Source organism: Lacicoccus kunmingensis DSM 17847 (genome assembly GCF_059568765.1).
In genome coordinates this window covers 238,286-254,723 of sequence record NZ_JCANUC010000001.1, presented here as the reverse complement: position 1 = coordinate 254,723, position 16,438 = coordinate 238,286, and the positions used below count along the sequence as shown (strand labels likewise).

The window sequence follows — 16,438 nt, the reverse complement described above, 5'->3', positions numbered from 1 at the left end:
AAACTCCAGAATAATTATTTAAATATGGAACATATAATCATCAAGGCCCTCGCCGTCATAGTCCACCATATCTTTTAAAGTCGTATGGTCCAGTACGTCGCTTATGGCATCTCTGATTCTGCCCCATAAAAACCTTTCATTCTTACTGTCCTTTTCATCACTTTCCACAGCAACAATGTTTTCTTCGACCGTTTTGAAAATCTGACCGACAGTAATGTCTTCAGGCGGACGGTTCAGCTCATAACCTCCGTACGCTCCTCTTGTACTCTTTACGAGTTCGTCTTTTTTCAAACTGGCAACAATCTGCTCTAAATATAAATCACTGATTCCCCGTTCTGTTGCTACAGATTTCACACTTCTTCTCTTTTCATCATAATCCCTGGCAAGCGCCAGCATAAAATATAATCCATATCTGCCACGCGTTGATATCTTCATAATACACCTCTAATATCTAAACTTTTTAATAAGTTGATTTTTGTTGTAATATATTAAATATATCATAATAAAACAGTTGGGTGAAAATATGACGACACAACCATTAAGTTATCGCATGCGTCCAAGAACAATCGACGAAGTGATTTCACAGAAACACCTGGTAGGAGAAGGCGGGATCATCAGACGCATGGTCGATGCCAAAAGGCTGTCTTCCATGATCTTATACGGTCCTCCCGGAATCGGAAAAACCAGTATAGCAAGCGCCATAGCAGGCTCTACAAAATATATGTTCAGAACTTTGAACGCAGTTTCAAATTCGAAAAAAGATATGCAGCAGATTGTTGAGGAAGGCAAGATGAGCGGGACGGTCATACTTCTCCTCGATGAGATACACCGTCTGGATAAGGCGAAACAGGATTTTCTGCTGCCGCATCTTGAAAAAGGAACGATCATACTGATTGGTGCGACAACTTCCAATCCTTATCATGCAATAAACCCCGCCATCAGATCGAGGACGCAAATATTCGAACTGGACTTGCTGGATACGGAAGATGTGAAGACTGCGGTTACACGCGCGCTCGAAGACAGTGAGCGCGGCCTCGGCAATTTGAATATTGAAATCGACGATGCGGCGATGGACCACTTCACATTATCCTCACAGGGAGATGTCAGAAGTGCGCTCAACGCCCTCGAACTTGCAGCACTAAGCACAAAACCGGTGGATGATGTTGTCCACATCACGCTGGAGGATGCCAAAGCCTGCATGCAGCAGACGGCATTTCTGCACGATAAAGACGGCGATGCCCATTACGACGTGATGAGCGGCTTCCAGAAATCGATCAGGGGCAGTGACGTGAACGCAAGTCTTCACTACCTTGCAAGACTGATTGAAGCGGGCGACCTCGTTACAATCGCCCGCCGTCTTCTGGTCATTGCCTATGAAGATATCGGCCTTGCAAATCCACAGCTTGCGACACGGACTTTAAACGCAATCATATCCGCTGAACGGCTGGGCTTCCCGGAAGCGCGAATACCGCTTGCCAACGCAGTGATCGAACTGGCGCTATCTCCAAAATCAAACAGTGCATACAAGAGTATCGACAATGCACTTGCCGACATCAAAAAAGGAAAGTCCGGCACAGTCCCGAAACATTTGAAGGACGGACATTATGCAAGCGCAGAAAAATTAGGCAACGCAGTCGGATATCAATATCCTCACAACTATCCCAATAATATCGTCGCACAGCAATATTTACCGGATACTCTGATGAACAAAGAATATTTCATGCCGACAAAAAACACGAAATATGAGGCACAGCTCGATGAAATCTATTCCAAAGTAAAAATGCTTTTCAATAAAAAACAGTAGAAAAAGCACCGGTTGCAAATGCAACCGGTGCTTAATTTTCGAAATATCCAAGCTAAAGCCGTGTGTTTTAGCTGATAATTTTGGCCTGCTAAGTGCAGGTGGGTGTCCTGTTTCCAACTCCAAACGTCCTAATTGGTTAGGCGTGTTTTTTGAAGGAAAACCTATTAGACTCCCGATTTAAAAGGTGTTAGGTCAAAATTTAATTCAACACATCACGTACCTCTCAGATATTTCTATTAAATATACTATAACACACCTCTAAAATTTTGAGAAGTAAAAAGAGTTTTATTAAAAAACCTGACACACATCAATCGTACATCTGTCACAGTTGATATTGTTCCGCAGAACATCAATATCAAGAACGGTTATATATTTCTTCTCCACTTTAATCACTTTCTGCTTTTTCAAATCCGACAGCATTCTGTTGACCACTTCCCTTGAAGTGCCGCACAATCCTGCGAGTTCATGGTTGGTAAGCTGTGTATTGATCAGTATACCGTCCCCGGTCTTCACTCCAAATGAATTCGTCAGCCGGATCAGAACAGAATACAGTGCCCCCTGTTTGCCGTAAAGCAGCAGATCTCTCATCTTGGAAGAATTTCTGTCCCTGTCTATGTCGAGCCACTGCAGCCATTCCATCTTAATCTCTTCATTCGTAAATATAAATTGTTCAAACTGTCTCTTTTCATATTTATAAAGTGTACAACCTGTTTTCACTTTCGCGTATGTAGTGTGTTCTTTATTTAATGAATGAATGGTCAATGCACCGAATATAGCATCTTCGGATAAATAATTCGTAATCATTTCACGGCCGTCTTCCTGCATTCTGCTGATAAAGACTTCGCCTTTTTCCAAACAATAGACATACCTCGCTGAATCTCCCGGATGGAACACATATTCACCTTTTTGCAAGTTCACCTTTTTACCCTTTTCTTTTAACAGTTTCACAATTGATTCGGGCTTAAATATAGGTTTAGCCGTCACGGCAACACACCCCCTTCTTAAATAAAATATTATCACAATATGTGACTTTTATCACTTTTTTATTTGACGATTTTAATTAACATCTTAATTAAGAATAATTATTGTCTAGGAGTGAAATAATGACTGAAAAAGATGTTGAAAAAAGACATGAAAACTCTGAAACGCACGATGTGGATCATTCAAAGCTGGATTTAAGAGGAACGTTTATGATGGTTATGTTTCTCGGCGGTTTAATATTCGTCAGCTGGTTCGGTGCTTTTATACTATTTTTGGAAAGAATGTAGAGAGGATGATTAAAAATGCATAAATTTGAAAAGATATGGATGAGTGTCGGAACCGGATCGTTGATCATTTTTCTGGTCATCCTTGGTGTTTCAGCAGTACATGCAGGCCACACGCCTGCAGCTAGCGGCATCGAGACGATAAACCCGGAGTACGTAAGGGATGATGCAAGATTTGCTGAACCCGGACTTCATGAATCGGAAGACGAAGATTTTGACTACAATTTATACTTTGTAGCCAGTGCATTCAGATATGAACCGAGTGAAGTCGAAATTCCACAGGGGTCCAAAGTAAAAATCCAGGTGGTAACAACGGATGTTGTACATGGTTTCCAGGTCGTCAACACGAACATCAATATGATGGTTGAACCGGGACTGGTTTCTACATATAACACAAATTTTGATACGGTCGGAGAATATCTGATTGTCTGTAATGAATATTGCGGTGTTGGTCATACTGACATGACATCCACAATAAAAGTCGTCGATGGAGGTGCTGAAAATAATGAGTAAAAATATACATCCGGACCATTTATTCTCCCTCAATAACAGAGTGGATGCAAAAGATGGCAAGCTCGTTCTCGCAAATATGATCTGGGTCATTTTTGCATTGTTTATCGGCGGGACTGCAGGTATGCTGCAGACGCTCGTCAGAGCGGGCATGGTTGAACTGCCTTTTGGCATCGGCTACTACCAGCTGCTCACTTTACACGGTGTAATTCTCGCTTTAGTTTTAACTTTCTTCTTTATCATGGGCTTCCAGATCGCTTCACTGTCACGTTCTGCCGGGGCTTTCAACGATAAGGAAAGAACGCTTGGCTGGATTGGTTTCTGGCTGATGTCGGCCGGTACTCTCGTTGCCGCTGCTATGATTGCGACAAATGAAGCTTCGGTGCTTTATACGTTCTATGCGCCGCTTCAGGCACATGCCCTGCATTACATAGCACTTGCAGTGATCATTATCGGGACATGGTTCTCCGTTGCAGGTCAACTGATGAGATATTTCAGATGGAGAAAAGAATTTAAAGGGCATAAAACGCCGCTTCTCAGCTTTATGGCATCAGTGAATAACGTGATGTGGCTCGTATGTACAATCGGTGTTTCAATGTCGGTCATCTTCCAGTACATACCGTGGTCACTCGGCATTGTGGAAACAATCAACGTTTCATTGAGCCGCACACTATTCTGGATGTTCGGTCATGCACTTGTATATTTCTGGCTGCTGCCTGCTTATATGGCATGGTACGTTGTCGTTCCAAAAATATTGGGAACGAAAGGCTTTTCGGATAATCTCGCACGAATGAGTTTCGTACTGTTTTTATTCTTCAGTATACCGGTCGGTATACACCATCAGTTGACTGAGCCGGGTATAGACGCATTCTGGAAAGGATTGCAGGTCGTACTGACTTTCGCAGTTATTGTCCCTTCCCTGATGACAGCGTTCAGTTTATTTGCAGTATTTGAGACACACGGCCGCAAAATGGGTACGACAGGTATTTTGGACTGGTTTAAAAAACTGCCTTGGACAGACGCACGATTTGTACTGCCGTTTCTCGGTATGCTGTTCTTTATTCCGGGTGGTATCGGCGGTATCATTAACGCTTCAGGACAGATGAACCAGCTGGTGCACAACACCATCTGGGTGGTGGGTCACTTCCACATCACTGTCGGGGCGCCGGTCATATTGACATACTTCGGTATCATGATGTTCCTGCTGCCGCATATTACAGGACGTAAAATAACAAAACAGCTGAATAATATGGGACTCTATCTTGGGTATACATGGACTTTCGGAATGGGACTGATGTCGGCTGCAATGCACTTTGCAGGCTTAAGAGGCGCACCAAGACGCTCTACATTCTCTGAATATGGCGGAGCGAACATCGCACAGGAATGGATTACTTATCAAGTTCTCCAGGCTGTCGGCGGCACTTTCCTGTTCGTTGCGATTGTCATAGCAGTCATCCTGTTCATTCAGCTGATGACCGGACCGAAAACTAAAGAAGTCGAAGCATTCCCTGTAGCATCCATGATGGATCAAAGCGTTCCGACAACCAAGTGGGTTGAAAACTGGAGAGTACTGATCATCATAACGGTATTCCTGCTGCTTATTGCTTATACAGTACCGATTACACAAATGTTCACAGAAAATATACCGGGTGCAAAAGGATTTAAGCTCTGGTAAGTAAATAAAGACAACAGACATGATTACTGTCTGTTGTCTTTTTTGCTGGTGTAATACTTGTATAATGCGCTGTGGTCATCTTCGCTCACACCATCATCTTCCAATAATTCAGCCATGATTTCTTTCATCTGTTTAGTGATCGGAATTTTTTTGGAGAAATCTTCATCGACACTTTCAAATGCGTTATTCAAATCTTTCATATGGAGCTTCATTTTAAAGCCCGGCCCGTATTCTTCTTCTGCCATCTTTTTAAATTTAGTATCCATCACGGTACTGCCTGCCAAACCTCCGCTGATTGCATTATAGACTGTATCCAGATTAAGGTCCAATTGTTTAGCAAGAGTTATCCCTTCTGAAAGTGCTCCGATATTATTCGCCACAATCACCTGGTTGACCAGTTTCACCGAGTTGCCCGAACCAACAGGTCCAGTATGGACAATACTTGCACCCATGTATTCCAAAATTGGTTTTATTTGATTAAAAGTCTCTTCGTCACCGCCGGCCATCACTGAAAGAGTGCCGTCTATCGCTTTTTCTTCGCCCCCGCTGACGGGTGCATCGATATACTGATGTCCGTCCTTTTTTATCGTTTTGAAGACTTCTTTGCTCGTTTCAGGGTTGATCGAGCTCATATCAACGACAATTGTTCCGGGATTGAACTTTTTATATAATTCTCTGTCGATGACGACTTCACGCACTTCTTTAGAATCCGGCAGCATTAAAATGATTACTTCCGACTGCTCTGCCACCGCTTCATAATCAGCCAGCACGGTTGCACCGTAGTTGGCGAGCTCATCATTGGTATCATCATTAGAGCTGCTGATAAATACTTTCTGATTATTTTTTAGCAGGTTGACGCTCATTGGCTTACCCATTATTCCGAGTCCGATAAAACCGATATTCATTGAACCACTCCTAAATTTTATAATTAAATACCATTTCCCATTCATGCATTTCATAATTTCGTGCACCATTCACAATGTATGGATCCTGTTCGACGAGTGCTTTGATTTCATCCTGGTCATTCCCTTTGTAAATAACGAGACCCCCTGCCCCGTCAGTAAATTTGCCATTCATGATGATGGTCTCTTTATTTCTCAAATCTTCAAGAAACTTCAAATGTTCTTCTCTGTAATCCTTACTTTTCTGTTCATCCAGCATGGGTAAAAATACTGCAAAGTATTTCATATCATTTTCCTCCATTTTAATTTAATAATATCAAACTTTTCAGATATTTTAAACAAGACTGTTGGTTTAGTACGAATCCAAATTTCAAAGTGGATGGAGGTACGCCGTTCATATAGCGATAAATTTTAAGCTGTCTTCACACTTAATGTCTTGTGGTGTGCACATAGCCTCATTTTCTATGCCATCTGCACATTTTATACCCGCTGCTGTGCAGATAACCGATTTTTCTATCCCATCTAAACGTTTCACCCCGTCAAGTGTGTAGTTACAGCTATTTTTCGTTCTGGCTGCACACTGCAGCACTCATCGTCCGATTCTTCAAAATAAAAAAACTGCTCATCCTTTATGAATGAGCAGTAAGATTTTTATTTTTCGATATCCAAATCGATGTGCAGTTCCTTCAGCTGATCTTCCGACACTGCTGACGGCGCGTTCATCATCAGGTCGCTCGCACTTGCTGTTTTAGGGAACGCGATAACGTCTCTGATATTATCTGTGCCGGCAAGAAGCATGACAAAACGGTCGAAACCGTATGCGATGCCGCCGTGCGGCGGTGCACCGTATGTGAATGCTTCAAGCAGGAATCCGAACTGCTCGTCTCTTTCCTGATCGGAGAAGCCGAGCGCTCTGAACATTCTTTCCTGAAGTTCTTTATCATGGATACGTATTGAACCGCCGCCAAGTTCATAGCCGTTCAGTACAATATCGTATGCATTCGCTTTAACTGCTTCAGGTGCAGTTTCAAGCTTATCTTCATCTTCCTTTTTAGGTGAAGTGAATGGGTGGTGAGCTGCTGAATATCTGTCTTCATCTTCATCGTATTCAAATAAAGGCCAGTCAGTCACCCAGATAAAGTTGTACTGATTTTTATCGATCAGTCCCAGATCCTTAGCCAGTTTGTTTCTCAAGTTGCCGAGTGACGCGTGCACCACTTTTTTCTTATCTGCAACAAACAGAACCAAGTCGTTGTCGTTAATATCCATTAACTGCTTCAGTTCACCCTGCTTATCACCATCGAAGAATTTCGCAATCGGCCCTGAAAATCCTTCATCAGTGAACTTCATCCATGCCAAGCCTTTTGCACCGTGGATTTTAACAAAACTCTCAAGCTTATCAATATCTTTTCTGGAATAAGCATCCGCCTGGTCCGGCACAACGATTGCATTGACCAGACCGCCGCTTTCAGCGGTTGATTTGAACACTTTGAAATCAACTGATTGACTGAATTCCGTAATATCATGAAGGTGCAGGTCAAAACGGGTATCCGGCTTGTCCACACCGTATTTCGCCATCGCATCATCATAAGTGATTCTCGGGAAAGGTGTAGTGATATCCATGCCTTTAATATCTTTCATCACTTTAGTAATCAATCTTTCATTCAATGTCATGATATCTTCCTGGTCAACGAATGACTGTTCAATATCAATCTGAGTGAATTCGGGCTGTCTGTCAGCACGCAGGTCTTCGTCCCTGAAACATTTTACAATCTGATAATACTTCTCCATACCCGACAGCATCAACAGCTGCTTATAAATCTGAGGTGACTGCGGCAGAGCAAAGAATTCACCTTCATGAACCCGTGACGGCACCAGATAATCCCTTGCGCCCTCCGGTGTTGACTTGGACAACACAGGTGTCTCGACATCGATAAATCCTTCCTGTCCAAGAAATGCATGGACACTCTGCTTAAGCTGATGACGCAATTTTAAAGTATCTTGAAGCTTTGGACGTCTCAAGTCCAAATATCTGTATTTTAACCTGACATCTTCTGTCACCGTTTCATCCTGGATGTGGAACGGCGGTGTTTTCGCCTTAGAAATAACTTCCACATCTTCAACGATGATTTCAATTTTTCCGGTTTCAATATTGGGGTTGACCTGTGACTCGTCTCTTTGTGCAACCGTCCCTTTTACATCGATGACGAATTCACTGCGGACGTCTTCTGCAATATTCAAAGATTTTTTTGATACTTCAGGATTAAAAACGATTTGGATCGTACCGCTGCGGTCACGCAGATCGATGAAAATCAATCCACCAAGATCACGGCGTCTCTGAACCCAGCCTGACAGATGAATCGATTCGTTTATGTCTTTTTCAATTACTTCGGATACAAATATTCTTGTCATTATTAATCCTCCAAATATTTTACTAGTTCATCAATCTGAACGTTTTGTGTTTCGCCATTTTTCATGTTTTTCAGTTCCACCCGGCCTGTTTCAAACTCCTGCTCGCCTAAGACGATAACAAACTGTGCTCTTTTTCTGTCTGCATCTTTCATCTGAGCTTTCAGTTTTCTCTGCTTGTAGTCCATATCCGCACTGATGCCTTCAGTTCTTAATTCATGTAATAAAGTCCCTGCCTTATTGAATGAATTATCATCTAGCGTACAGACATAGAGGTCGATGCCTTCAGGCTGTTCAAGTTCGATGCCTTCAGCTTCAAGCGCCAGAAGCAGACGCTCGATACTCATGCCGAAACCGATACCTGTTTCTTTCGGTCCGTCGAGCAGTTCGAGCAGACCGTTATATCTGCCCCCGCCGCATAATGTTGTAATTGCGCCGAACCCTTCAGCATCACTCATCAGTTCAAATGCTGTGTGTGTGTAATAATCGAGCCCTCTGACCAGGTTGTAGTCGACTTCATAATCAATGCCGATTTCAGTCAGTTTTGCTTTCACAGTTTCAAAATACTCTTTTGATTCAACATTTAAGAAGTTGTATATGACCGGTGCATTTTTAATCAGCTCATGATCCCGGTCTTTTTTACAATCCAATATTCGCATCGGATTTGTATCGATCCTTGTTTGACAGTCTGAACAGAACTCATCAATACGCGGTCTGAAGTGTTCGACCAGCGCATCGTTATATGCTTTTCTGCTGTCATGGTCACCGATTGAGTTGATGTAAAGTTTAAGATTTTTCAATCCAAATGACTGGTAAATATGCATCAGCATGCTCAATACTTCCACATCAATCAGAGGGTTTTCGACCCCGATCGCTTCGACCCCGAACTGTACGAACTGCCGGTATCTGCCTTTCTGCCTTCTTTCATATCTGAACATCGGTTCTTTGTAAAATACTTTTACCGGCTGATTCACATCATGCTGCATTTTATTTTCAATGTAACTTCTGACAACAGGTGCTGTGCCTTCAGGTCTTAAAGTCATGCTGCGGCCGCCTTTGTCTTCAAAAGTATACATTTCCTTATTGACTATATCTGTTGAGCCGCCGACGCCTCTGACAAACAAATCAGTCGACTCGAAAATCGGTGTTCTCAGCTCATGATAATTATAATTTGTCGCAATTTCTCTCAGTTGATTTTCTATGATTTGCCATTTGTAACTCTCACCGGGCAGTATATCCTGTGTACCTCTTGGTATCTGAATCATTACTTTCACTCCTTATAAAATAAAAAAGCCCCTTATACCTATTATGGTATAAGGGACGATATCGTCGTGTTGCCACCCTAATTTGATTATTCCTCTAAGAAATAATCCTCTAGCATGATAACGATTGCCACCGCCTGATATTGACAGGATTCTCTCCAAAGTGTCAGCAAATATATTTTGCAGGTGTTTACTTTCAGCAACTGTAAACTCTCTTTGACCCGGTATTATATATTCTCTTCGGATAAAACGAAATTCGTTTATATTTATGTTAATAATAGTCATTTCATTATTTAAAGTCAAGGAAATCAATTTAAATAGTTGTAAATACCTTCAGCGATAGCCTGTGCCATCAAGTCCTGATAATCTTCCGTAGACAGCATTCTGTCATCAATTTCATTGCTCAAATAACCAAGTTCTATTAAAGTCGCCGGATAATCCAGCTGCCATGTCACCTGATAATTTGACTGTTTAGTCCCGCGGTTGCGGAAGTCGGAATATTTGTCCAGAGACGCATTCATCGCCTCTGCGAATTCTTTTTGATTATCATAAGTATAGAAAGTCGTGAACCCGGTAATCGATGGATCTTCCATCGCATCACTGTGAAGGCTGATGAACAGGTCGCCGTCTGCTTCACGTTCATCGAGGGAGGCAAATTCATCCTGTGCCCGTGTAAACTCTACATTTGCACCATTGCTCTCGAGTATATCTTTAGTCTTCTCAGCAATCGAATAAACGATCTCCGCTTCCGTCTGGCCTGATACACTCGATGCACCTGGATCTTTTCCGCCATGCCCCGGATCGATGACGATTGTTTCCCCGTTAAAAGTGACATCGGCACCCTGGTCAAAATCTATGATAATGGATTCATGTTCCGTCTCTTCTTCAGGTTCATCGCTGAACAAGTCTGTATGAAATAGAAAATATAATACTGAAACGATTAAGACAGCCATAACCATAAAAAATAGTGGAATCATGTAGAGTGATTTTTTATATTTTAAAAATTTTATTGTTGCATGTGATGCCTGTTTCATCCATCTTTTAATGATATCCATCAGATAATTTTTCCGTCCCTGGCTTCATAAATAATCGTAATCGGTCCGTCATTATTGATTTGAACATTCATATGTTCTCCGAAGAAACCTTCTTTGACGGTTATACCGAAAGAACTGAGCACTTCGTTGAATTCTTTGTACAGCGCGAGTGCTTTCTCACTTTTTGCAGCTTGTATAAAACTCGGACGGTTCCCCTTTTTAGTATCAGCATAAAGTGTGAATTGTGAGATGCTTAATATTTCACCTTTGACATCATTGATCGACAAGTTGATCTTGCCGTCTCCGTCTTCAAAATTTCTTGATTTGGCTATCTTTTCTGCCAGTTTTCTTGCATCTTCAGAAGTGGAGTCTTCACTTACCCCTACCAGCAATAAATAACCATGATTGATTTCATTGAACAAATCGTTTTTTACAACTCTTGCATCGGAAACTTTCTGTAAAACGACTCTCATTTTTTCACCTCATTTAAATACGCGTTCCACACTGTATATATCTTTCAGTTGTTTAATCTTATCCACTATCCGGTACAGATCCGTTGTATTCTGCACCATTACGGATATGTTGACTCTTGCATATTTATCTACATCACTCTTTGCATTCACATGAGTGATTGGAAATTTCGTGCTTGCTATGACATTCAATATTTCATTGACAAGGCCGGTGCGGTCGAAACCTTTGATTTCCAGATCCGCCTGGTACTTACGGTCTTTATTCTTATTCTTCACCCATTCTACGTCAATGATCCGCTCTGTTTCATTGACGATATTCGGACAGTGCGAAACGTGAACCTTAACACCGTGGCCTTTTGTAATGTATCCGGTAATATCATCACCCGGTATCGGATTGCAGCATTTGGAAAGATTGATCAGCAGATTATCCATGCCTTCGACATAGACCCCGGATTCTGTCGATATTTCCTTATAGTGGTGACTGCGGTCGATCTCTTCAATCTGATTTGCAGTCGATCCTTCAGCAGCCTTGAATTTTTCCATCAGCCGGTTGGTCACCTGCTGGGCAGTCACACCGCCAAAGCCGATCATCGCAAAAAGATCATCCTCATTATTCAAGTTATACCGGTCCAAAACAGGTTCTATATATTTATCTTTCAATATATTATCAGGTTTATATTCACGCTTTTTAATTTCAGCTTCGACACCAAAACGGCCTTTTTCTATATTGCTGGCTCTGTCCTGCTTTTTGAAGAAGGACCTGATTTTATTTTTTGAGCTGCTGGATTTGACCAGTTTCAGCCAGTCGAGGCTTGGTCCGTATGATTGCTTGCTCGTCCGGATTTCAACGATGTCGCCAGTCTCCAGATTATGGTCAATCGTCACGATTTTTCCGTTCACTTTGGCACCGATCATATGGTTGCCGACTTCCGAGTGCACTTGATAGGCAAAATCTATCGGAACAGCGCCTTTCGGCAGCTCGACAACGTCTCCGTTCGGTGTAAACACGTAGACCTTGTCACTCAGCAGATCTGTTTTTAAAGCTTCCATGAATTCTTCTGCATCCGGTGAGGAGGTTTCCTGATCCACAAGGTCTTTGAACCAGTTGATTCTGGAATCTTTGACTTTTACATCTTTGTTTTCTTTATAAGCCCAGTGTGCAGCCACCCCATGCTCAGCAATTTCATGCATTTCATGTGTTCTGATCTGTATTTCAAGCGGGTCTCCCTGCGGCCCCACCACGGTCGTATGAAGGGATTGATACATATTCGGTTTCGGCATCGCTATATAGTCTTTAAAGCGTCCCGGCAGCGGCTTCCATATCGTGTGGATGACACCGAGGACGGCATAACAGTCCTTGATGTTATCAACAAGCACTCTTACGGCAAGCAAATCGAAAATCTGGTCGAACTGCTTACTTTGCTTTTTCATCTTCTTATATATGCTGTATATATGTTTTGGCCGGCCGGACAGTGATCCCTCTATACTTGTCTTATCCATCTCGGCTTCGATTTTATCAATCGCTTCATTGATAACCTCTTCACGTTCACTGCGCTTCTTTTTCATCATACTGACAATCTTGAAATATTGTTTGGGTTCAATATAACGGAGTGCCGTATCTTCCAGTTCCCACTTAATACTTGAGATACCCAGACGATGAGCGAGCGGTGCATAGATTTCCAATGTTTCAAGAGACGTCCGGTACTGTTTTTCTTCCGGCATCGCTTTTAATGTCCGCATATTATGCAGCCTGTCTGCAAGCTTGACCAATATCACACGGATATCTTTTGCGATTGCCACAAATAATTTTCTGTGGTTTTCTGCCTGCTGCTCCTGCTGAGACCGGTACTTCACCTTTTCGAGCTTTGTCACACCATCAACAATGATGGCCACTTCTTCGTTGAACATGTCCACCAGGTCATCATGGGTGTAAACTGTATCCTCGACAACATCATGCAGAAATCCGGCAATGATCGTCGGGCCGTCCAATTTAAGCTCAGCCAAAATACCTGCCACCTGAACCGGATGCAGTATGTAAGGCAATCCACTTTTTCTAAACTGTCCATCATGTGCTTCAAAAGCCAGACCATAAGCTTTTTTAATCATATTCAGGTCATTTTCCGACAAATAGCTCTCACACATATTGAACACATCATCTTTAGTATATGGATATTCTCTGCCCATCAGCTCACCACCTTCAACAATAAAATAGATAGACCTATCATACTACAATTTATAAAACAAAGAAACGCTACTATAAAAAAAAGCCTGATTTAACAGACTTTTCTTAAGAATCATATGAGATTAATGATATGGTATCATATTCTTTCAGTTTTTCCATACCATTCAAATATTTCAATTCGATTAAAAATGCAATACCGACTACAATACCGCCAAGTTCCTCGATCAGTTTGATCGTCGCAACAATCGTACCGCCGGTAGCAAGCAGATCATCCGTAATCAGCACACGCTGTCCCGGCTTGATGGCATCTCTGTGCATTGTCAGTACATTTGAACCATACTCCAGGTCATATTCATACTTGATCACTTCACGCGGCAGCTTACCGTCTTTTCTGACAGGCGCAAAACCGATGCCCATGCTGTATGCCACAGGGCAGCCGATGATAAACCCGCGGGCTTCAGGGCCGACGATAATATCCACTTCTTTTTCCTTTGCGAAGTCGACAATCTGATCGGTCGCATATTTGTATGCTTCCCCACTGTCCATGATTGTTGTAATATCTTTAAAGCTCACGCCGTCTTTTGGCCAATTTGGTACTTCTGATACATAATCTTTAAGATTCATTGTTTCCTCCATCATCTACGATTAACCTTTTAATGTAAGTTTTTAATTCCTGATTTGAAGACATTTTAAGTTTTGATTCCGACTGGATTTGTTGTTCAATGGCAGTCTTGACTTTTGAATGCTCAACTTCACTTTGAACAATTCCATCATCGGTGCCCTTCTTTATTATTATACCATTTTTCACTTCAATTTTCTCTAGTTCTTCCAGTATATCAGTAACCATCTTAAGTAATTTCATGCTGATATTAAAATGGTCCGCCAATCTGCGCGCATCTTCGATTAAATTGATTGTGCCATTTTCACGTTCGCGGATAAATCCGTAAACACCATCAACCAGTTCAAAACCCGGTACACCTGTAAAATAAAGTTCTTCTCTATTGTTGAATATCATAATGATTTTTGAAACGTGGATATTATTCAGTGATTCGCTGAGCAGATCCAGCGACTCCGGCAGGTCTCTCAATACCAGTGTGTCGATTGCAAACGGCAGTTTCTCACCATAGTGGTAATAGTTCTGCCCTTTCTTCTCAGCACCGTTTCTGATCAGGAAGTGATCATCCGCAGAAATCATCGAGAAGTTCTGGTTCACTTTGCTTCTCATATCCAAAATCTGGACGTTGGATATTTCCGCATCCTGAATGATCATCTGCAATGATCTTTTTGAATTGAATTCATTGATGTTGACGGTTCCTACAAGACTGATTGTATCACCGACGGAAACTTCGTGGAACAGATGTCCGAAATTAAATCCTATCGTATCAATGGATATATCGTGAAAAGTGATTTTAATATGATTTCTGTCTTTGCCGACCTGCTTCAGACTTTTTATCCGCCCCTGGTTGATCATAAAAATAGGACGGTTGAATGCCTGTCCAAAAGGCTTCAGATTTTCAAAGCGTTCAAACTCTGCAATTTTATACTCATCTTTTTCAACCATCAAATCTATATGCTTCTCCGGTTTGAGTGATAAATTCTGATCTTTGAAATATTGTTCAATCGACTGGCTGAAATCATTAATGCTTTCCTTTGCAATCTCTATGCCGAAGGCCTGGGAATGACCGCCGGCTTTATTGACGAAAGTGTCGTTTTCCCTGATGATTTCAAGAAAGTCGAGGCCGTCTATCGACCGGGCGGACCCTCTGTAAGTTTCACCGTCCAGTGTCAGAACAATTGCCGGTTTGCCGTAAGCTTCATTCAGCCTGGAAGCGACAATGCCAATGACTCCCGGATGATAATCATCACTGTGGACGATGATGACATCTTCGGTTTCTTTATACTTGGTGTCCGCATCTTCAAATGTTTCCTGTACGAGTAATTTGCGTTCATTATTCAGCTGCTCGAGTTCTGATGCCAGTTCGAATGCTTCTGATGTATCTCCGGTGAGCAGTAACTCGACAGCGATCGCCGCATCCGCAATTCTTCCTGAACTGTTCAGTCTCGGTGCGATGCCGAAACCGATGGTTTCCTCATCCACGAGACCACTGTGTCCAGAGACGGATAATAAAGTCTGTATGCCGAGCGACGGCTTCGAATTGATCTGCTTCAGGCCGTCTATGACGAGCCGTTTATTTTCATCGATAATACTGACAAGGTCTGCCACTGTACCGATGGCCACGAGGCCGAGCATCTCATCATCGTCCAGACCGAGTGCACAGATCAGCTTGTAAGTAATCCCGACACCGGCCAAATATTTGAAAGGATAATCTCCAGCTTCATGCGCCGCATGCACAATAATCGCATCCGGCAGTGTTTCAGAAAATTCATGGTGATCGACGATAATGACATCAATATCCCGCTGTCTTAAATATTCAATTTCATCCACTGCGGCGATACCGTTATCCACTGTAATCACCAGATCATAGTGCCCTGTCACCTGTTCTTCGAACAGTTCAATGTTCGGGCCATAGCCGTGATCGATTCTGTTTGGAATAAGATAATCCACTTTTTGGCTGACTTTATTAAGTGCTGTATACAATATCGCAGTACTGGTAATGCCGTCCGCATCAAAGTCGCCGTATATCAGAATCCGTTCATCATTGTTCAGGGCATCTTCAATTCTTTTCACAGCGTGGTCGATCTCATAGACCGCATGTGCATCGTAAGTTTCAGTGTCGTATAACTGCACCAGGTCTTCGTCAGTGACGTACCCCCTGTTTTCCAGTATGCGCTGTTCCAATTCATTCAGACGGTATTTATCAATCAGTTCCCGTGGCATGTCCTGATCACTTTTACGGACTTTCCATTCATATTTAGACTTAAACATATAATAAACACCCTTTAAAAAAATGCCCGGAAAATCCA

General features: G+C 42.3%; 16 protein-coding genes and 1 other RNA gene. 4 read left to right on the top strand and 13 right to left on the bottom strand.

The features are described from left to right. Window positions 1–18 precede the first annotated feature (18 nt). Window positions 19–435, bottom strand: coding sequence for an RrF2 family transcriptional regulator (locus tag BO48_RS01265; protein WP_496365620.1), 417 nt, complete (start codon window positions 433–435; stop codon window positions 19–21). A gap of 88 nt (window positions 436–523) precedes the next feature. Between BO48_RS01265 and BO48_RS01260 the strand changes: the two genes are divergently transcribed. Next, entirely contained in the window at window positions 524–1,804 is a 1,281-nt protein-coding gene (locus BO48_RS01260; protein ID WP_496365619.1) for a replication-associated recombination protein A, read from the top strand. Between the two features lie 40 nt (window positions 1,805–1,844). On the opposite strand, the gene ssrS is transcribed toward BO48_RS01260, so the two are convergent. Both ssrS and BO48_RS01250 read right to left on the bottom strand, forming a co-directional pair. Beyond that, a non-coding RNA gene (gene ssrS / locus BO48_RS01255) (6S RNA) lies at window positions 1,845–2,037 on the bottom strand. A 55-nt stretch (window positions 2,038–2,092) separates the two neighbouring features. Beyond that, a complete protein-coding gene (locus BO48_RS01250; RefSeq protein ID WP_496365618.1) occupies window positions 2,093–2,788 on the bottom strand; it encodes a Crp/Fnr family transcriptional regulator in 696 nt (231 codons plus the stop codon). Window positions 2,789–2,907: 119 nt separating this feature from the next. On the opposite strand from BO48_RS01250, the gene BO48_RS01245 reads away from it, so the two are divergent. The 3 genes from BO48_RS01245 to BO48_RS01235 are packed head-to-tail and all read left to right on the top strand — an operon-like array spanning window position 2,908 to window position 5,254. Then, on the top strand, window positions 2,908–3,072 hold the full coding sequence (locus BO48_RS01245) for a cytochrome c oxidase subunit 2A (protein WP_496365617.1): 165 nt from the start codon (window positions 2,908–2,910) through the stop codon (window positions 3,070–3,072). Window positions 3,073–3,087: 15 nt separating this feature from the next. Continuing rightward, a complete protein-coding gene (locus tag BO48_RS01240) occupies window positions 3,088–3,582 on the top strand; it encodes a cupredoxin domain-containing protein (RefSeq protein WP_496365616.1) in 495 nt (164 codons plus the stop codon). Continuing rightward, window positions 3,575–5,254, top strand: coding sequence for a cbb3-type cytochrome c oxidase subunit I (locus tag BO48_RS01235; RefSeq protein WP_496365615.1), 1,680 nt, complete (start codon window positions 3,575–3,577; stop codon window positions 5,252–5,254). The genes BO48_RS01240 and BO48_RS01235 overlap by 8 nt, the downstream gene beginning before the upstream one ends. 23 nt (window positions 5,255–5,277) lie before the next feature. On the opposite strand, the gene BO48_RS01230 is transcribed toward BO48_RS01235, so the two are convergent. The 10 genes from BO48_RS01230 to recJ all read right to left on the bottom strand — a co-directional run bounded on the left by BO48_RS01230 (window position 5,278) and on the right by recJ (window position 16,400). Further along, on the bottom strand, window positions 5,278–6,159 hold the full coding sequence (locus BO48_RS01230; RefSeq protein ID WP_496365614.1) for an NAD(P)-binding domain-containing protein: 882 nt from the start codon (window positions 6,157–6,159) through the stop codon (window positions 5,278–5,280). Window positions 6,160–6,169: 10 nt separating this feature from the next. Beyond that, window positions 6,170–6,442 (bottom strand): YciI family protein, encoded by a 273-nt coding sequence (locus BO48_RS01225; RefSeq protein ID WP_496365613.1) that lies wholly within the window; start codon window positions 6,440–6,442, stop codon window positions 6,170–6,172. Between the two features lie 365 nt (window positions 6,443–6,807). Then, window positions 6,808–8,568 (bottom strand): aspartate--tRNA ligase, encoded by a 1,761-nt coding sequence (gene aspS / locus BO48_RS01220; RefSeq protein WP_496365612.1) that lies wholly within the window; start codon window positions 8,566–8,568, stop codon window positions 6,808–6,810. Window positions 8,569–8,570: 2 nt separating this feature from the next. Further along, a complete protein-coding gene (gene hisS / locus BO48_RS01215; protein WP_496365611.1) occupies window positions 8,571–9,830 on the bottom strand; it encodes a histidine--tRNA ligase in 1,260 nt (419 codons plus the stop codon). A gap of 12 nt (window positions 9,831–9,842) precedes the next feature. Beyond that, window positions 9,843–10,130, bottom strand: a complete 288-nt coding sequence (locus tag BO48_RS01210; RefSeq protein WP_496365610.1) for a hypothetical protein — start codon at window positions 10,128–10,130, stop codon at window positions 9,843–9,845. A 5-nt stretch (window positions 10,131–10,135) separates the two neighbouring features. Next, window positions 10,136–10,882, bottom strand: coding sequence for an N-acetylmuramoyl-L-alanine amidase family protein (locus BO48_RS01205; protein ID WP_496365609.1), 747 nt, complete (start codon window positions 10,880–10,882; stop codon window positions 10,136–10,138). Next, window positions 10,882–11,334, bottom strand: coding sequence for a D-aminoacyl-tRNA deacylase (gene dtd, locus BO48_RS01200; protein ID WP_496365608.1), 453 nt, complete (start codon window positions 11,332–11,334; stop codon window positions 10,882–10,884). The genes BO48_RS01205 and dtd overlap by 1 nt, the downstream gene beginning before the upstream one ends. A 9-nt stretch (window positions 11,335–11,343) precedes the next feature. Continuing rightward, window positions 11,344–13,515 (bottom strand): RelA/SpoT family protein, encoded by a 2,172-nt coding sequence (locus BO48_RS01195; RefSeq protein WP_496365607.1) that lies wholly within the window; start codon window positions 13,513–13,515, stop codon window positions 11,344–11,346. A gap of 103 nt (window positions 13,516–13,618) precedes the next feature. Next, a complete protein-coding gene (locus BO48_RS01190; protein WP_496365606.1) occupies window positions 13,619–14,137 on the bottom strand; it encodes an adenine phosphoribosyltransferase in 519 nt (172 codons plus the stop codon). Continuing rightward, complete coding sequence (gene recJ, locus BO48_RS01185; RefSeq protein WP_496365605.1) at window positions 14,127–16,400, bottom strand: single-stranded-DNA-specific exonuclease RecJ; 2,274 nt, start codon at window positions 16,398–16,400, stop codon at window positions 14,127–14,129. Before recJ ends, BO48_RS01190 begins: the two co-directional genes overlap by 11 nt. Between the last annotated feature and the right edge of the window lie 38 nt (window positions 16,401–16,438).